The organism is Streptomyces sp. NPDC002889 (assembly GCF_042888425.1).
In the GTDB taxonomy this organism is placed as follows: Bacteria; Actinomycetota; Actinomycetes; order Streptomycetales; family Streptomycetaceae; genus Streptomyces.
The window spans coordinates 250360-265731 of the sequence record NZ_JBIAPT010000011.1 but is presented as its reverse complement, the minus strand read 5'-3'; the positions used below and the strand labels follow the sequence as shown (position 1 = coordinate 265731).

Genomic DNA, 15372 nt, shown 5'->3' with positions numbered 1-15372 from the left:
AATCCCGTGGCAGACCGCAAACCCCCGCTCGGGGTCGAGGAGCTTCGTGCCCTCGTCACGAGCGGAGACATCGACACAGTCGTCCTGGCCTTTCCCGATATGCAGGGCCGGCTCCAGGGCAAGCGGTTCGCCGCACCGTTCTTCCTGGACGAGGTCCTGGAGCATGGCACCGAGGGCTGCAACTACCTCCTCGCCGTCGACACCGAGATGAACACCGTCGACGGCTACGAGATGTCCTCGTGGGAACGCGGCTACGGCGACTTCGCGATGCACCCCGACCTCACCACACTGCGCCGGGTCCCCTGGAACGAGGGCACCGCGCTGCTCGTCGCCGACCTCGCCTGGAGCGACGGCTCACCCGTCGTCGCCGCGCCCCGCCAGATCCTGCGCCGCCAGCTGGAGCGCCTCGCCGAGCACGGCTTCACGGCCCATGTCGGCACGGAGCTGGAGTTCATCGTCTTCAGGGACACCTATGAGCAGGCCTGGGACCAGGGCTACCGCGGTCTCACCCCGGCCAACCAGTACAACATCGACTATTCGGTACTCGGCACCGGCCGTATCGAGCCGCTGCTGCGCCGCATCCGCAACGAGATGGCCGCCGCGGGCCTGACCGTCGAGTCCGCCAAGGGCGAGTGCAACCCCGGACAGCACGAGATCGCCTTCAAGTACGACGAAGCCCTGGCCACCTGCGACCAGCACGCCGTCTACAAGACCGGCGCCAAGGAGATCGCGGCTCAAGAGGGCGTCTCGCTCACCTTCATGGCCAAGTACAACGAGCGCGAGGGCAACTCCTGCCATATCCATCTGTCCCTGCAGGACGCCGACGGACGCAACGTCATGGCGGGTGACGGGAACGACCGGGAACACAGCATGTCGCCCGTCATGCAGCACTTCCTCGCCGGACAACTGGCCGCCCTGCGTGACTTCTCGCTTCTGTACGCGCCCCACATCAACTCGTACAAGCGCTTCCAGCCCGGCTCCTTCGCGCCGACCGCCGTCGCCTGGGGCTACGACAACCGCACCTGCGCGCTGCGCATCGTCGGCCACGGCCGCTCCATGCGGTTCGAGAACCGGCTGCCGGGCGGTGACGTCAATCCCCACCTCGCCGTGGCGGCCCTCGTCGCGGCAGGGCTCCACGGCATCGAGCAGCAGCTCCAGCTCCCCGACGCCTGTGCGGGCAACGCCTACTCCGCCGACTACGAGCACGTCCCGACCACCCTGCGCGAAGCCGCCGAGCTCTGGGAGAACAGCCCCATCGCCAAGGCCGCCTTCGGCGACGAGGTCGTCGCTCACTACCGCAACATGGCGCGGGTCGAGCTGGATGCCTTCGACGCCGCGGTGACCGACTGGGAGCTCCGCCGCTCCTTCGAACGCATGTGAGGCACCACTTGTCGCACCCGTACGAACTCGATGTGCTGAACCCGGCGACCGAGGAGGTCATCGCGACCGTCCCCGGCGCCACCACCGAGGACGTCGACGCCGCGGTCACGCGAGCGGCAGCCGCCCAGAAGCACTGGGCCGCGCTCGCGCCCGCCGACCGTGCCCGGATGCTGCGCCGCTTCGCCGCGGTCGTCGACGACCACATCGACGAACTCGCCCGCCTCGAGGTCCGCGAAGCAGGCCACACCATCGGCAACGCCCGCTGGGAAGCGGGCAATGTCCGGGACCTGCTCGACTACGCGGCCGGGGGAGTGGAGCGGCTCAGCGGCCGGCAGATCCCGGTGCCCGGCGGTCTCGACATCACCATCCTCGAACCCCTCGGCGTCATCGGCGTGATCGCGCCCTGGAACTTCCCCATGCCGATCGCCGCCTGGGGCACCGCTCCGGCCCTCGCCGCGGGCAACGCGGTGGTCCTCAAGCCCGCCGAGACCACACCTCTCACCGCACTGCGCCTCGCCGAACTCGCCCTGGAATCAGGGCTTCCGGAGTATGTGTTCCAGGTGCTGCCGGGGCGCGGCGACATCGCGGGGGACGCCCTCGTACGCCACCGGGGCGTGGCGAAGATCGTGTTCACCGGTTCGACCCGGATCGGCAAGCGGATCATGTCGCTCTGCGCGGACCAGGTGAAGCGGGTGACGCTGGAACTCGGAGGCAAGAGTCCGAACATCGTCTTCGCCGACGCCGATCTGGAGAAGGCGGCCGCGGCAGCCCCCATGTCGTTCCTCGACAACAGCGGCCAGGACTGCTGCGCCCGCACCCGCATCCTGGTCGAGCGACGCGTCTACGACCGCTTCATGGAACTCCTCGCGCCCGCCGTCGAAGCGGTCGTGGTCGGGGACCCGTCCGACGAGCGGACCCAGATGGGACCGCTGATCTCCAAGTCGCAGTTGGAACGGGTGCGTTCCTACGTCCCCGACGACGCCCAGGCGATCCGTGGCACGGCCCCCACCGGCCCCGGCTTCTGGTTCCCGCCGACGGTCCTCACCGGCCTCGACCCCGCCTGTCCGGCCGCCACCGAGGAGATCTTCGGGCCGGTCGCCGCCGTGCTGCCCTTCGACGACGAGGCCGACGCGGTCCGGCTCGCCAACGCCACCGACTACGGCCTCTCGGGGTCCGTCTGGACCCGCGACGTCGGCCGCGCCCTGCGCGTGTCCGGGGCCGTCGCCGCGGGCAATCTGTCCGTCAACTCCCACTCCAGCGTCCGCTACTCGACGCCGTTCGGCGGCTACAAGAGCTCCGGCCTCGGCCGCGAGCTCGGTCCCGACGCCCTCACCGCTTTCACCGAGACCAAGAACGTCTTCATCAGCACGGAGGCCTGAACCACCATGACCGACACTTCTGTGTGCCGCCGCCTCGTTGGCCGTACCGCAGTCATCACCGGCGCCGGCAGCGGCATCGGCCTGGCCACCGCGCGCCGCCTGGCCGCCGAAGGCGCGAAGGTCGTCTGCGGCGACATCGACGAGAGCGCGGGCAAGGCCGCTGCCGACGAGGTCGACGGCACCTTCGTACGCGTCGACGTCACGGACGCGGAGCAGGTCGAGGCGCTGTTCAAGGCCGCCTACGACACCTACGGCAGCGTCGACATCGCCTTCAACAACGCCGGTATCTCTCCGCCCGACGACGACTCGATCCTGGAGACGGGACTCGAGGCGTGGAGGCGGGTCCAGGAGGTGAACCTGACCTCGGTGTTCCTGTGCTGCAAGGCCGCCATCCCGTACATGCGGCGCCAGGGCAGGGGTTCCATCATCAACACCGCGTCCTTCGTGGCCCGGATGGGCGCGGCCACCTCGCAGATCTCGTACACGGCTTCCAAGGGCGGCGTGCTCGCCATGTCGCGCGAGCTGGGCGTCCAGTTCGCCCGTGAGGGCATCCGGGTCAACGCGCTGTGCCCGGGGCCGGTCAACACCCCTTTGCTGCAGGAGCTGTTCGCGAAGGACCCCGAGCGGGCGGCCCGTCGGCTGGTGCACATTCCGGTCGGCCGCTTCGCCGAGGCGGAGGAGATCGCGGCCGCGGTGGCCTTCCTCGCCAGTGACGACTCGTCGTTCGTCAACGCCACCGACTTCCTGGTCGACGGTGGTATCTCGGGCGCGTACGTCACCCCCGTGTAGGCCCTCCCGCCGCCGCCCATAGGGTGGCGGGATGAGCATGACGACCCCGCCCGGCTGGTATCCGGACGCCAACACGCCCGCGACCGAACGCTGGTGGGACGGGACCGCCTGGACCGCGCACTCCCGCGCGGCCCAGGCGTCGGGCCCGGTACCGCAGGCGAAGCCGGTCCTGGCGCAGGGACAGCCGCAAGCCCCGGGCCAGACGCACGTGCCGGGTCAGCCGTACGGGGGCGACGGCGGCGCGGCCGGCGGCTTCGGGCCGCCGACCGTGCCCGCTCAGCGGTCAGGGAGTGGTACGGGCTCCACAGGTGGGGCCGGCGGGTCGCGCACGGTGGCCCTGGCGACGGCCGGCGTGGTGCTCGTCGCGGTGGTCGCCGTCGGCGCCGTACTCCTCAACAGAGGGGACGGAACCACCCCCGAGGCCCGGCCCGCTTCGGGTTCGCCGACGGCCCCGAAGACCGCCGGACCCGAACAGAGCGCATCGGCCTCACCCTCGGCGAGCGAGGCCGCGACCGAACTCGTCGACCAGCTCAACGGCATCACCATGCCCATTCCCGAAGGCTGGGAGAAGTCCACCAGTTCCTTCGAGCACGGCACGGTCATGTACACGGACCAGACCTACGACTGCCCCGGCAATGGCGATCCGGTCTGCCGCCACGGCCAGGTCTCGTCCGCGACGGCGTCCCAGTCGGACGGGAAATCGGCCGAAGCCGTTGCCAAGAAGGACATCGAGCAGGCTGTGGACGATGCGTACGGCGAGGACTCCTTCGGCGAACGCATCCACGGCGGCATCACCTCCCACACCGTGCTCACGTCGCAGAACTTCGCGGTCGCGGGCCGGACGGGCTATCTGGTGCGCTGGCGGGTGGTCACCGGCAAGGGGCCCGGTGGCTACGTCCAGTCCCTGGTCTTTCCCTCGCCCGTGGGAACGGGTGCGCTGGTCACCGTACGCTTCGCCTTCGACGCGGGACCGGACGCTCCCGGACTCGAACTGATGGACAAGATCGCGGCCGGTATCCGCCCGATCGGAGACGCCACGAGCGGCGGCGTCGGCAGCAGTATCGGGCCCGGTTAGACCCGGGAGCGGACGCGGCCAGGGGCCCGGTGGAGCGAGGACTCGGCGAGGTGTCGGCCGCTCCACGGCGTGCCTGCGTCCGCCGCGCGCCTCCCCGGACAGGGCCTTAGAGGAACGTGCGGCCCTCGCCCCGGTACGTGGGCGCCGTGCCCGTCACGCGGTCGCCCTCGATCAGATGCAGCGTGTCGAAGCGCTCGCACAACTCCCCGGCCTTGGCATGCCGGAACCACACTTTGTCGCCGATCAGCAGATCGTCGGCCGCAGAGCCGAGCAGCGGAGTCTGGACCTCGCCCGGGCCTTCCTGCGGGTCGTAGCGCAGCCCTGGGGGGAGGTACGGAACGGGCAGCCGGTCCTTGCCCGCCGCCCCGGAAGCCGGGTACCCGCCGCCGAGCACGGTCACCACACCGACGCCGGGCCTGCGCACCACGGGCTGGGCGAACAGCGCGGCCGGACGCCCGGTGAAGGAGGTGTAGTTGTCGAAGAGCCGGGGGAGATACAGGCCCGAGCCCGCTGCGATCTCGGTGACCGCGTCCTCGGCGGCGGTGTGCTGGACACTGCCGGTGCCGCCGCCGTTGACGAACTCAAGGTCAGGGGTCACCGCCCGCACCGCCCGGACCACGGCGGCCCGACGGGCGGCGAGCTCCTTGCGGGCCGCGCGCTGCATCAGCCGTACGCCCCCGGAGCGCAGAGGCGCCCCGGCGACAGCGTCGCCGACCCCGGCGACATGTCCCTCGTACGCCATCAGCCCCACCAGCCGGAAACCCGGTCTGCGGGCGATCGACCTGGCCAGCTCGGCCAGCTGGGCGGGCTCGCGCAACGGGGAGCGGCGTGCTCCGATCCGCACTCGTCCGCCGAGGAGATGGAGGGAAGTGTCGAGTTCCAGACAGACCCGGATCTCCTCCTTGCCGCCCGACCGCGCGTTGTCGATCAGCCCCAGCTGGGCGAGATCGTCGACCATCACGGTCACCGCCGCGGCGAGCTTGGGGTCGCCCGCCAGCTCCGCGAAGCCCGCGCGGTCCGCCGACGGATACGCCAGCAGCACGTCGTCGAAGCCGGCCCGCGCCAGCCACAGCGACTCGTCGAGCGTGAACGACATGATCCCGGCGAAGCCGTCCCTCGCCAGTACCCGCTCCAGCAGGGCCCGGCAGCGCACCGACTTGCTGGCCAGCCGGATCGGCTTGCCGCCCGCTCTGCGCACCAGATCCGCGGCGTTGGCATCGAACGCGTCGAGATCGACAACGGCGAGCGGGGCGTCGAGATGGGCGGTGGCCCTGTCGTAGCGGGTCATGGCCTGAGCTTGCCAGACCGAATTATCCCGGGGTAGGGGACGTTCTGGGCAGATCCCCCGGACCCTCGGGCGCGTGGCCGACCAGCCTGGTCCAGCCCGTTAGAGTGACGGGCAGCGGTGACGAACGGGCCTGCCCCGAAGGGTGATCCGCCGGCGTATGTGAACCAGAAACGGGGGGCGGCATGAGCACGGAGGCAGGGCGCCCGTCACCTGCGTCGCAGCCCCGGCCCGCGTCCCGGATCTCCGACGCCTTCTTGCCTCCGGAGCCCGCACCGCCGGCCCCCGACGTTTCCGAGGCCCGGCAATCCGACGGGCGTACGCCGCCGATGCCGGCCGCGCCTCCGGTGGCGGCGCTCGGTGGCGGCGCACCGCCGATCCCGCCCGCGACCCCCGCCCGGCCCGGGCCCGGGCTTCCCGGTGCGCGGAACTGGGCCTCTCACACGCCACCGCCCCCGCAGCGGGCTGTGCCGCCCGCTCCTCCCGGGCCCCCGGCGGCTGCGCCCGACACGGCTGCGACGTCGATGCCGCAGGGCACGGCCGGGGTCGTCGGCCGAGGCCAGGGGCCGATGTCCGGCCGGAGTGCCCCCGTGCCCCCGCCGACCGCCGGACAGCCGTCCGCTCCGGGCGGGCGTGAGCCCGCCGCCTCAGAACAGCGCCCGGTGCCTGTTCCGCACTCGGGCGTCTCGTCGATGCCGCCCGCGCCGAGCGCCCCACCGATGCCGCGTGCCGTGCCCGGCGGATCGGGCCCATCGGCACCGCCGACCGCCTCCGCCCCCGCCGCCCCCGCGTCGGACCGACCCGCGCGGTCGATGCCCCCCGCACCGAGCGCCCCACCCGGCAGGGCGGTCCCGCACGCCACCCGGCCTGGCTCGCCGCAGCCCGTCGGCCCGGTGGACCGGACCGCTGCTCCTGGCGTGCCTGCGCCCGGTCGGGTGCCGGTCCAGCCTGGGCGCGCCGACGGGGTGGACCGTCCGGCTGTCGCGCCTGCGTCCGGCGGGGTGGACCGCAGAGTTGCCCAGCCTGCGCCCGCCACCCCCGCTGCCCGTCCCGGCGCGACCGGGCCCGGCGAACCGGCGGACCGGACCGCCGCCGCGAACGGGGCGCCGGGCGTGCCCGGCCAAGGCACCGCTCCTGCGTCCGACATCCCGGCCGTCGAGACCACCACCCGCTTGCGGCCCATCGGTGAACCCCGCTCGCAGGCCACGGGGCCACAGAGCCCGGCGCCCGTCCGGCGCAGACCGGTCGGGGCCGTCGACATGACGCCGCGGCCCGGCGCGCCCCGGCCACCTGTCAACGCATGGGCTCCGCCGGAGACTCCGGCCGAGATGACCACTCGGCTGCGGCCCGTACGGACCCGGCGCCCCGCGCGGACCGTCGGCGCCGTCGCCTGCGTCGTACTCGGGCTCGGTCTGATCGCCGGCGCGGCCACCGGCAGTTGGCTGACCGGCGACTCGAGCGCCGACCCCGCCGCTCACGACGCGTACGACGAGGTCGCCACCCTGTGGCACAGCGTCCCCGTCGACACGCTCTTCCCCCGCACCCTCAAGGGCGACGGCGCGGGACCGGGCGGCGCAGACCGCGTCTGGACCCGGATCGCCGTCGCCCCCGACGGCGGCTGCGCCACCGCCCTCGACCCCCTGCTGGTTCGGACGCTGGAGCCGGTCGGCTGCGCCCGCGTCCTGCGCGCCACGTACACCGACGCCACCGCCAGCAGCGTCACGACCGTCGGCCTGGTCTTCACCGAGGCGGACGAGCAGGGCATGCAGGCCCTGCGCAACCGGTTCAGCACCGAGTCGCTCGGCGAGCGCACCGACCTGATGCCCCGCACGCTCACGGCCCGGGGAACCGTCGCCGCGAACTTCGGCAGCAAGCAGCGGGCGAGCTGGACCGTGGACGTCGTGACCGAGGCGCCCGTCGTCGTCTACGCCGTTTCCGGCTTCACCGACGGCCGCACCGTCACCGACCCCCAGCCCGCCGACGAGGCCAAGGCCCAGGGCGCGACCTCCGCGCCCGCCCAGGCAGGCCTCGGCCATGAGGCCGTCGGCCTCGCCGCCGGTGTCAAGAGCCGACTGCGTACCGCCTTCGGCAAGGCCACGGAGAAGCCCGAATGACGCGCCGCCGCCACCGCTTCGCCGCCGCCCTCGCGGCCGTCGCCTTCGCGCTGCTGCCCGCGACGCCCGCGCATGCGGACGCGATCCGGGCCCAGCAGTGGGGGCTGGACGCCCTGCACACCGAGCAGGCCTGGCAGACCACCAAGGGCAAGGGCATCACGGTCGCGGTCCTGGACACCGGGGTCGACGACCAGCACCCGGACCTGGCCGGATCGGTCCTGCCCGGCAAGGACTTCATCGGTTTCGGGGCGCAGCGGGGCGACCGCGCCTGGGCCCGGCACGGCACCGCCATGGCCGGGATCATCGCGGCCGGCGGCCATGGCTTCGGCCGTGAGTCCGGGGTCATCGGCATCGCCCCCGAGGCGAAGATCCTCCCTGTCCGGGTCATCCTCGAAGGCGGCGACAAGGGCCGCGAGCGCGCCCGCAAGTCCCGCGGCGGCGCCCTGGCGCAGGGCATCCGCTGGGCCGCCGACCAGGGCGCCGACGTCATCAACCTCTCCCTCGGCGACGACAGCGAGTCGGCGCACCCCGACGCGGGCGAGGACGCCGCGGTGCAGTACGCGCTGTCCAAGGGCGCGGTCGTCGTCGCCTCGGCCGGCAACGGAGGCGAGAAGGGCGACCACATCTCGTTCCCCGCCGCCTACCCGGGGGTGATCGCGGTGACCGCTGTCGACCGCTACGGCACCCACGCGTCCTTCTCGACCCGCCGCTGGTACGCCACGGTCAGCGCTCCGGGCGTCGACATCGTGATGGCCGACCCGGACCGGCGCTACTACCAGGGCTGGGGCACCAGTGCCGCCGCCGCATTCGTTTCCGGAGCGGTCGCCCTGGTCCGCTCCGCCCACCCGGGCCTGACCCCGGCCCAGATCAAGAAGCTCCTGCGCGACACCGCGCGCAACGCGCCCAAGGGCGGCCGCGACGACTCCAGGGGATACGGCCTCGTGGACCCGGTCGCGGCGCTGGCGGCGGGGGCGAAGCTGCGCCCGGCGGATCCGAAAGCGGCGACGGCGGGTTACGACAAGCAGTTCTTCGGCTCGGGCCCCTCGTCCTCGGACGGGGACGACGAACCGGTGGGCTGGCTCGCCCCGGTCGCCGGCGGCATGGGCGTGCTGATGCTCGCGGCCGCGGTCGCACTCTGGCGCGGCGGACGCCTCGCCCCCAGCCGCACCGGCTGACGGCGCGACGCGCACGTGCCCCTGCCCGGGGGCGGGCTCTCGCCTCGACGTGGACGCGTCCGCCCTACGCCGGCCGGGAGCGGGGCTCACACCGCGATGTGGGACGTGCCGACCTGCCCCGGAGGCGGGGCCCAGGCCTCGACGCGGACGCACCGGCGGGGCTGCCCCCCGGTCTCGATGCGTTCCCTGCCCCACCCCGGCGGCGGCCTCACGCCTCGACGCGGCCCCGGCGGCTGCTCTCCGCGGGCGGACGGCGGACACTCAGCTGCGCGCCAGCGCCTCCCGCGCTGCCGCCTCCACACAGGCGACACCCGACTCCTTCGTCGGGTGACCGTCCGAGAGGACCGCGATCAGACTGTCCCCGACCCGCCCCACCGAGTGCACGACCCACAGGCCGGTCGCGCGCATCGGCATCCAGCCGTTCTTCAGCGCCCACGGAGCGCCGGCCGCCGACACGCCCCAGTCCTGCCCGGGGGCCACGTACTGCATCAGCGACCGGAGGTACGGATAGGGCCCGTCGAACACGGCCCGCAGCAGCGTGAGCTGATCGCGCGCAGTGGTCCGGGTCAGCCCCCACGCCCGGTCCGCCACCGTCTCGGTCAGCCCCAGCCGGGCGTGCGCCGCGTCCAGCCCCTGCACGCCGCTGATCGTCTCCCACAGCGACGACGCCGCGTCGTTGTCGCTGTTGACGATCATGGCCCGCGCGAGTTCCCGCTCCCGCGCCGGCAGCGGCTCGGGCAGGGCCGCCAGGATCGACACCTTGACGACGCTCGCCGAGGGATACGTCCGCTCGGGCCCGGACAGCAGGGGCCGCGCACTGCCCGGGCGGAGCACGGCGACCGAGACGCTGGCACTCATGGGCAGGAGGATAGGCTCGACGCGTGGCCCTCAAGAACATTCCCGATCCGGGTTTCTCCGACGACGACGGCACTGCCGACGCGGCCCTGGAGGCGGCCCTGGCCGCCTGGGCCGAGGACAGCACCGCCGAACAGCCGGTCCTCGAGGCGCTCAGGGGCGCCCGGCTGCTCGTCCCCGTCGTCGCCGTGCTCGGTGAGGTCGAGGAGGACGAGAAGGGGCTGCGCCGCGAGAAGACCAGCGACATGGCGGTCCCCACGCTGACGGCCGGTGACCGCCGGGCCCTGCCCGCGTTCACCTCGACCGCCTCGCTCGCACGCTGGGATCCCGAGGCCCGCCCCGTCGCCGTACCGTTCCATCAGGCGCTCCAGGCCGCCGCCCACGAGAAGGCGGACACGGTGGTGCTGGATCTGGCCGGACCCGTGCCGTACCAGCTGACCGGTCCGGCCCTGATCGCCCTCGCAGAGGGCCGTACGAGCACCGACCCGCTGGCCGACCCCGCGGTCACCGATGCCGTACGGGCCGCGGTCGTCGCCGAGCCCGCGGTGCTGCGCGCCCATCTCGGACCGGGCCGGGACACGGACGGCACGCTCGCCCTCGTACTCGCCGCGGACGCGGCCTGGGCCGAGGCGGGCCGGCGTATCGCCGAGGCACTGGCGGGCGACCGCGTACTGAGGGCCCGCCTGGTGCGGGGCCTCGACATGGCACTGCTGCCGGCCGAGGCCACCCCTCCGGGCGAGCCCCTGTTCGTACGCGGGTAAGGGCTGCGGATCAGCCGTAGACGGGGCCGGTGTACTTCTCGCCCGGGCCCTGGCCCGGCTCGTCCGGCACCAGCGACGCCTCGCGGAACGCCAGCTGCAGCGACTTCAGCCCGTCGCGCAGCGGTGCCGCGTGGAAGGAGCTGATCTCGGTGGTGCTGGCGTCCAGCAGGCCGGCCAGGGCATGGACCAGCTTGCGGGCCTCGTCCAGGTCCTTGTGCTCCTCGGCATCCTCGGTCAGGCCGAGCTTCACGGCTGCCGCGCTCATCAGGTTCACCGCGACCGTGACGATCACCTCGACGGCGGGGACCTCGGCGATGTCGCGGGTCATGGCGTCGAAGTCGGGGGACTCATTGGGGGAGGTCGCGTCACTCATGACGGATACGATATGCCCCGCCGCTCCGGCTTCCGCCGCGGCCACCGGTTAGCCCCTTCCTCCGGGAGCTGCTAACCTTGTGTGACGACCGGCTGGACATGTGTGTGTCCGGCCCACAAGTGGAGGCTCCGATCTCCCACCTGGCTGCCCTTACGGGCGGCGGGTCACCGGTCAGGCGGCGCCCATCGTTCCGTACGGACGATGGAAGTCGCCCGATGTGCGCCCCGCGGTTGACCGCGGCGGTGCTCCGGTATTCCGAGGAGCTGCCGCCTGTGTCCCGTCCGGGGCATTTTTCGTGTTCCGGTTCGGTTGGTCTGTGAAACAGACGTTACGCGGCTGTCTGCCAGGCAGTCGTGTGGTGCTACCGAGGAGGATCCATCAGCGCCGAGCCCCGCATCAACGACCGAATTCGCGTTCCCGAGGTGCGACTTGTCGGTCCAAGCGGCGAGCAGGTCGGGATTGTTCCGCTTGCCAAGGCCCTTGAGCTTGCGCAGGAGTACGACCTCGACCTGGTCGAGGTCGCGGCGAATGCCCGTCCGCCCGTCTGCAAGCTCATGGACTACGGGAAGTTCAAGTACGAGTCGGCCATGAAGGCCCGTGAGGCGCGCAAGAACCAGGCGCACACGGTCATCAAGGAGATGAAGCTCCGGCCGAAGATCGACCCGCACGACTACGACACCAAGAAGGGTCACGTCGTACGGTTCCTCAAGCAGGGCGACAAGGTCAAGATCACGATCATGTTCCGTGGTCGTGAGCAGTCCCGCCCCGAGCTTGGCTTCCGCCTGCTGCAGCGTCTCGCTTCGGACGTCGAGGACCTCGGCTTCATCGAGTCGAACCCGAAGCAGGACGGCCGGAACATGATCATGGTTCTTGGCCCGCACAAGAAGAAGACCGAGGCGATGGCCGAGGCGCGTGAGGCACAGGCCGCCCGCAAGGCCGAGCGCCAGGGCTTCACGCAGGAGGAGTCGGCGGACCAGAGCGCTGAGGCTTCGGCCGACGCACCTTCCGACAAGCCCTCCGAGGCGTGACCGAAGGGGCTGCCACCCAGGCGGCCCCGGGTCCCGCCCGGAATCCACAAACCAAGATCTGACGCTCCTGCTGTCCGGTGTGCGCACCGGGGGAGCGCCACTGACGAGGAGATAACGGCGCGATGCCGAAGAACAAGACGCACAGCGGTGCCAAGAAGCGCTTCAAGATCACCGGCTCCGGCAAGGTGCTCCGTGAGCGCGCCGGCAAGCGCCACCTGCTCGAGCACAAGTCGTCCCGCGTGACGCGTCGCCTCACCGGCAACGCCGAAATGGCCCCGGGCGACGCCGCGAAGATCAAGAAGCTTCTCGGCAAGTGACGTCCGCCGTCCCCCGCGAAGGGGACGGGACGCCGAGACCGGGACCTATTCGTTTCCGGGCCGTGTGACCACCAACCACGGCCCCGCTACAAGGAGTTAACAAGTGGCACGCGTCAAGCGGGCAGTCAACGCCCACAAGAAGCGCCGGGCGATCCTCGAGCAGGCCAGCGGTTACCGCGGTCAGCGTTCGCGCCTGTACCGCAAGGCCAAGGAGCAGGTCACCCACTCCCTGGTCTACAACTACAACGACCGCAAGAAGCGCAAGGGCGACTTCCGTCAGCTGTGGATCCAGCGCATCAACGCCGCTGCCCGCCAGAACGGCATGACGTACAACCGTCTCATCCAGGGTCTGAAGGCCGCCAACATCGAGGTGGACCGCAAGATCCTGGCCGAGCTCGCGGTCAACGACGCGGGCGCGTTCGCCGCCCTCGTCGAGGTCGCGCAGAAGGCGCTTCCGAGCGACGTCAACGCCCCCAAGGCTGCCGCCTGACGGGTCCGTTGAACCGGACTTGACCGGACCCGCAGGCCACGAGGCCTGCGGGTCCGGTTCGTTTGGCGTTGTTCCCGGGGCGACACCCCGGCCCCCGAACCCCCGGTCGGAGTTCAGCGGGTCGGCCGGGGCACCCCGCAGTCGTTCCGGGCCGGCCCCGGACCAGTCAGAGAGCCACAGGCACCCCATGCGCACCCCCGAGCTGATCTCTCCGCGTTCCCCGCGTGTCACCGCCGCACGGCGGCTCGCCAAGCGCAACTTCCGGGGCAAGGACCGGCTGTTCATCGCCGAGGGGCCGCAGGCCGTGCGCGAGGCCGTCGCCCACCGCGGACCCGACGGGGAAGCCACCCTGGTCGAGCTGTTCACCACCGTCGAGGCCGCCGAGCGCTACGCGGACATCGTCGACGCCGCCCGCGCGGCCGGCGCCCGGGTGCACCACGCCGCCGACACCGTGCTCGCCGAGGTCTCCCAGACCGTCACCCCGCAGGGCCTGGTCGGTGTCTGCCGGTTCCTCGACTCGCCCTTCGACCAGATCCTGGCGGCCCGGCCGAGGCTGGTCGCCGTACTCGCCCATGTACGCGACCCCGGCAACGCCGGCACCGTCCTGCGCTGCGCCGATGCCGCGGGAGCCGACGCCGTCGTGCTCACCGACGCCTCGGTCGACCTGTACAACCCCAAGTCCGTACGGGCGTCCGTCGGTTCGCACTTCCATCTGCCCGTCGCCGTCGGCGTCCCCGTCGAACAGGCCGTGCAGGGGCTGCGTGACGCCGGAGTACGGGTCCTCGCGGCCGACGGCGCCGGTGACCACGACCTCGACGACGAACTCGACTCCGGCACCATGGGCGGGCCCACCGCATGGATCTTCGGCAACGAGGCCTGGGGCCTGCCCGAGGAGACACGCGCGCTCGCGGACGCCGTGGTGCGTGTCCCGATCCACGGAAGGGCCGAGAGCCTGAACCTCGCGACCGCCGCGGCCGTATGTCTCTATGCCTCGGCGCGGGCCCAGCGCGCCGGCGGCGCGGGCGCCGCCCGGTGAGCGGACCACTCGCTCAGGGGGTCCGCTCCGTCACTTCGAGCTAGTAGGGTGGCGGGCTCGGGGGCCCACTGCGGCAGCGGAGAGGTGGGGTACGGGGACATGAGCGTCGGGACCAGCAGGCCGACCCAGGAAAAGGGGGCCATCCCGTGCCGATCCGGCAGTCACGAGCTGTCCGGGATCGACCCCGACGACCTCCCCGACGGGCTCGTCATAGCCGACGAGAGGGGCCGCATCGTCTGCTTCAACGCCGCCGCCGTACGCATCACCGCCGTCGCCAGGGCGGATGCCGTCGGAGCGCCCCTGGAACACGCGCTGCCGCTGGAGGACCTCAAGGGCCGCCGCTGGTGGACCCTGACCGACCCGTACGGCGGACTCGCCACCCGCGTCGGCCAGCCGGAGCGCAATCTGCTGCTCCCCGGCGGCCGCGAGGTCCTCGTCTCCGCCCGCTATGTGCGCGACGTGCCCAAGGGCCCGGTGCGCCGGCTCGTCATCAGCCTGCGCGGCACCGAGGCCCGGCGCCGTACCGAACGCAGCCACGCCGAACTGATCGCCACCGTCGCTCATGAGCTGCGCTCCCCGCTGACGTCCGTCAAGGGCTTCACCGCGACCCTGCTCGCCAAATGGGAGCGTTTCACGGACGACCAGAAGCGGCTGATGCTGGAGACCGTCGACGCCGACGCCAACCGCGTCACCCGCCTGATCGCCGAGCTCCTCGACATCTCCAGGATCGACTCCGGACGGCTCGAGGTACGCCGCCAGCCCGTCGACCTGCCCGCGGCCGTCGGCCGGCACATCCAGGCGCACATAGCCGGCGGCCAGTCGCCCGACCGGTTCTTCGTACGCATCCGGGAGCAGCTCCACGACCTCTGGGCCGACCCCGACAAGATCGACCAGGTGCTCGGCAACCTGCTGGAAAATGCAGTGCGCCACGGCGAGGGAACGGTCACCATCGAGGTGGCGCCGGCAGCGGCGAAGGACGACGAGAAAGGGACGGCGGTCACCGTGAGCGACGAGGGCCCCGGCATCCCCGAGGAGTCGATGGGCCGTGTCTTCACCCGCTTCTGGCGGGGGAGCAAGCGCGGCGGCACCGGCCTCGGCCTCTACATCGTCAAGGGCATCGTCGAGGCGCACGGCGGGACGATCACCGTCGGCCGGGGGCCCGGCGGCGGCGCCGAGTTCCGATTTATCCTGCCCGTCGGCGCTCCGGCCTATCTCCAGTAGAGATCGCCCGGGCGGCCCGCGGGCTCATTCGCCGCCCCGCACCCCGTTAGACTCGACCTTTGGCACCTTTGCGTCCTCGGTCGTCCCTGGTCGA

At 72.2% G+C, this 15372-nt stretch carries 15 protein-coding genes; 12 read left to right on the top strand and 3 right to left on the bottom strand.

What is annotated here, in order from left to right; all coding sequences use genetic code 11:
- Nucleotides 1–6 precede the first annotated feature (6 nt).
- The 4 genes from ACFYWI_RS19115 to ACFYWI_RS19100 are packed head-to-tail and all read left to right on the top strand — an operon-like array spanning nt 7 to nt 4623.
- On the top strand, nt 7–1380 hold the full coding sequence (locus tag ACFYWI_RS19115; RefSeq protein WP_389233295.1) for a glutamine synthetase family protein: 1374 nt from the start codon (nt 7–9) through the stop codon (nt 1378–1380).
- An 8-nt stretch (nt 1381–1388) separates the two neighbouring features.
- The gene (locus ACFYWI_RS19110; protein ID WP_389233292.1) at nt 1389–2759 is read left to right on the top strand and encodes an aldehyde dehydrogenase family protein; all 1371 of its coding nucleotides are present in this window, start codon (nt 1389–1391) and stop codon (nt 2757–2759) included.
- Between the two features lie 6 nt (nt 2760–2765).
- Nucleotides 2766–3548, top strand: coding sequence for a 3-oxoacyl-ACP reductase (locus ACFYWI_RS19105; protein WP_389233289.1), 783 nt, complete (start codon nt 2766–2768; stop codon nt 3546–3548).
- A gap of 31 nt (nt 3549–3579) precedes the next feature.
- Nucleotides 3580–4623, top strand: coding sequence for a DUF2510 domain-containing protein (locus ACFYWI_RS19100; protein ID WP_389233286.1), 1044 nt, complete (start codon nt 3580–3582; stop codon nt 4621–4623).
- A 106-nt stretch (nt 4624–4729) separates the two neighbouring features.
- Here the strand turns inward: ACFYWI_RS19100 and ACFYWI_RS19095 are convergent, their stop codons facing one another.
- On the bottom strand, nt 4730–5911 hold the full coding sequence (locus ACFYWI_RS19095; protein ID WP_389233283.1) for an amino acid deaminase/aldolase: 1182 nt from the start codon (nt 5909–5911) through the stop codon (nt 4730–4732).
- A 1325-nt stretch (nt 5912–7236) separates the two neighbouring features.
- Between ACFYWI_RS19095 and ACFYWI_RS19090 the strand changes: the two genes are divergently transcribed.
- Both ACFYWI_RS19090 and mycP read left to right on the top strand, forming a co-directional pair.
- Nucleotides 7237–8022: a hypothetical protein gene (locus tag ACFYWI_RS19090; RefSeq protein ID WP_389233280.1), complete on the top strand. Its 786-nt coding sequence runs from the start codon at nt 7237–7239 to the stop codon at nt 8020–8022.
- Nucleotides 8019–9197 (top strand): type VII secretion-associated serine protease mycosin, encoded by a 1179-nt coding sequence (gene mycP / locus ACFYWI_RS19085; RefSeq protein WP_389233278.1) that lies wholly within the window; start codon nt 8019–8021, stop codon nt 9195–9197. The genes ACFYWI_RS19090 and mycP overlap by 4 nt, the downstream gene beginning before the upstream one ends.
- Before the next feature lie 261 nt (nt 9198–9458).
- Here the strand turns inward: mycP and ACFYWI_RS19080 are convergent, their stop codons facing one another.
- Complete coding sequence (locus ACFYWI_RS19080; protein ID WP_389233275.1) at nt 9459–10055, bottom strand: serine hydrolase; 597 nt, start codon at nt 10053–10055, stop codon at nt 9459–9461.
- Nucleotides 10056–10078: 23 nt separating this feature from the next.
- Between ACFYWI_RS19080 and ACFYWI_RS19075 the strand changes: the two genes are divergently transcribed.
- Entirely contained in the window at nt 10079–10813 is a 735-nt protein-coding gene (locus ACFYWI_RS19075; protein WP_389233272.1) for an SseB family protein, read from the top strand.
- Nucleotides 10814–10823: 10 nt separating this feature from the next.
- On the opposite strand, the gene ACFYWI_RS19070 is transcribed toward ACFYWI_RS19075, so the two are convergent.
- Nucleotides 10824–11186, bottom strand: a complete 363-nt coding sequence (locus ACFYWI_RS19070; protein ID WP_389233269.1) for a DUF1844 domain-containing protein — start codon at nt 11184–11186, stop codon at nt 10824–10826.
- Between the two features lie 353 nt (nt 11187–11539).
- Here ACFYWI_RS19070 and infC point away from each other — a divergent pair, with 353 nt between their 5' ends.
- From infC to ACFYWI_RS19045, 5 genes are all read left to right on the top strand, one after another.
- Complete coding sequence (gene infC, locus ACFYWI_RS19065; protein ID WP_389233266.1) at nt 11540–12214, top strand: translation initiation factor IF-3; 675 nt, start codon at nt 11540–11542, stop codon at nt 12212–12214.
- Between the two features lie 122 nt (nt 12215–12336).
- The gene (rpmI, locus tag ACFYWI_RS19060) at nt 12337–12531 is read left to right on the top strand and encodes a 50S ribosomal protein L35 (RefSeq protein ID WP_389233263.1); all 195 of its coding nucleotides are present in this window, start codon (nt 12337–12339) and stop codon (nt 12529–12531) included.
- Between the two features lie 103 nt (nt 12532–12634).
- Nucleotides 12635–13021, top strand: coding sequence for a 50S ribosomal protein L20 (rplT, locus tag ACFYWI_RS19055; protein ID WP_389233260.1), 387 nt, complete (start codon nt 12635–12637; stop codon nt 13019–13021).
- A 187-nt stretch (nt 13022–13208) separates the two neighbouring features.
- Nucleotides 13209–14057 (top strand): TrmH family RNA methyltransferase, encoded by an 849-nt coding sequence (locus ACFYWI_RS19050; protein WP_389233257.1) that lies wholly within the window; start codon nt 13209–13211, stop codon nt 14055–14057.
- Between the two features lie 99 nt (nt 14058–14156).
- Nucleotides 14157–15278, top strand: a complete 1122-nt coding sequence (locus tag ACFYWI_RS19045; protein ID WP_389233254.1) for an ATP-binding protein — start codon at nt 14157–14159, stop codon at nt 15276–15278.
- Nucleotides 15279–15372 lie beyond the last annotated feature (94 nt).

Bases quoted from the DNA above. Each gene is read 5' to 3' on its own strand.
- ACFYWI_RS19105 (WP_389233289.1), top strand. From the start codon at position 2,766: ATGACCGACACTTCTGTGTGCCGCCGCCTCGTTGGCCGTACCGCAGTC.
- ACFYWI_RS19100 (WP_389233286.1), top strand. From the start codon at position 3,580: ATGAGCATGACGACCCCGCCCGGCTGGTATCCGGACGCCAACACGCCC.
- ACFYWI_RS19095 (WP_389233283.1), bottom strand. From the start codon at position 5,911: ATGACCCGCTACGACAGGGCCACCGCCCATCTCGACGCCCCGCTCGCC.
- ACFYWI_RS19090 (WP_389233280.1), top strand. From the start codon at position 7,237: ATGACCACTCGGCTGCGGCCCGTACGGACCCGGCGCCCCGCGCGGACC.
- mycP (WP_389233278.1), top strand. From the start codon at position 8,019: ATGACGCGCCGCCGCCACCGCTTCGCCGCCGCCCTCGCGGCCGTCGCC.
- ACFYWI_RS19080 (WP_389233275.1), bottom strand. From the start codon at position 10,055: ATGAGTGCCAGCGTCTCGGTCGCCGTGCTCCGCCCGGGCAGTGCGCGG.
- ACFYWI_RS19070 (WP_389233269.1), bottom strand. From the start codon at position 11,186: ATGAGTGACGCGACCTCCCCCAATGAGTCCCCCGACTTCGACGCCATG.
- rpmI (WP_389233263.1), top strand. From the start codon at position 12,337: ATGCCGAAGAACAAGACGCACAGCGGTGCCAAGAAGCGCTTCAAGATC.
- ACFYWI_RS19050 (WP_389233257.1), top strand. From the start codon at position 13,209: ATGCGCACCCCCGAGCTGATCTCTCCGCGTTCCCCGCGTGTCACCGCC.
- ACFYWI_RS19045 (WP_389233254.1), top strand. From the start codon at position 14,157: ATGAGCGTCGGGACCAGCAGGCCGACCCAGGAAAAGGGGGCCATCCCG.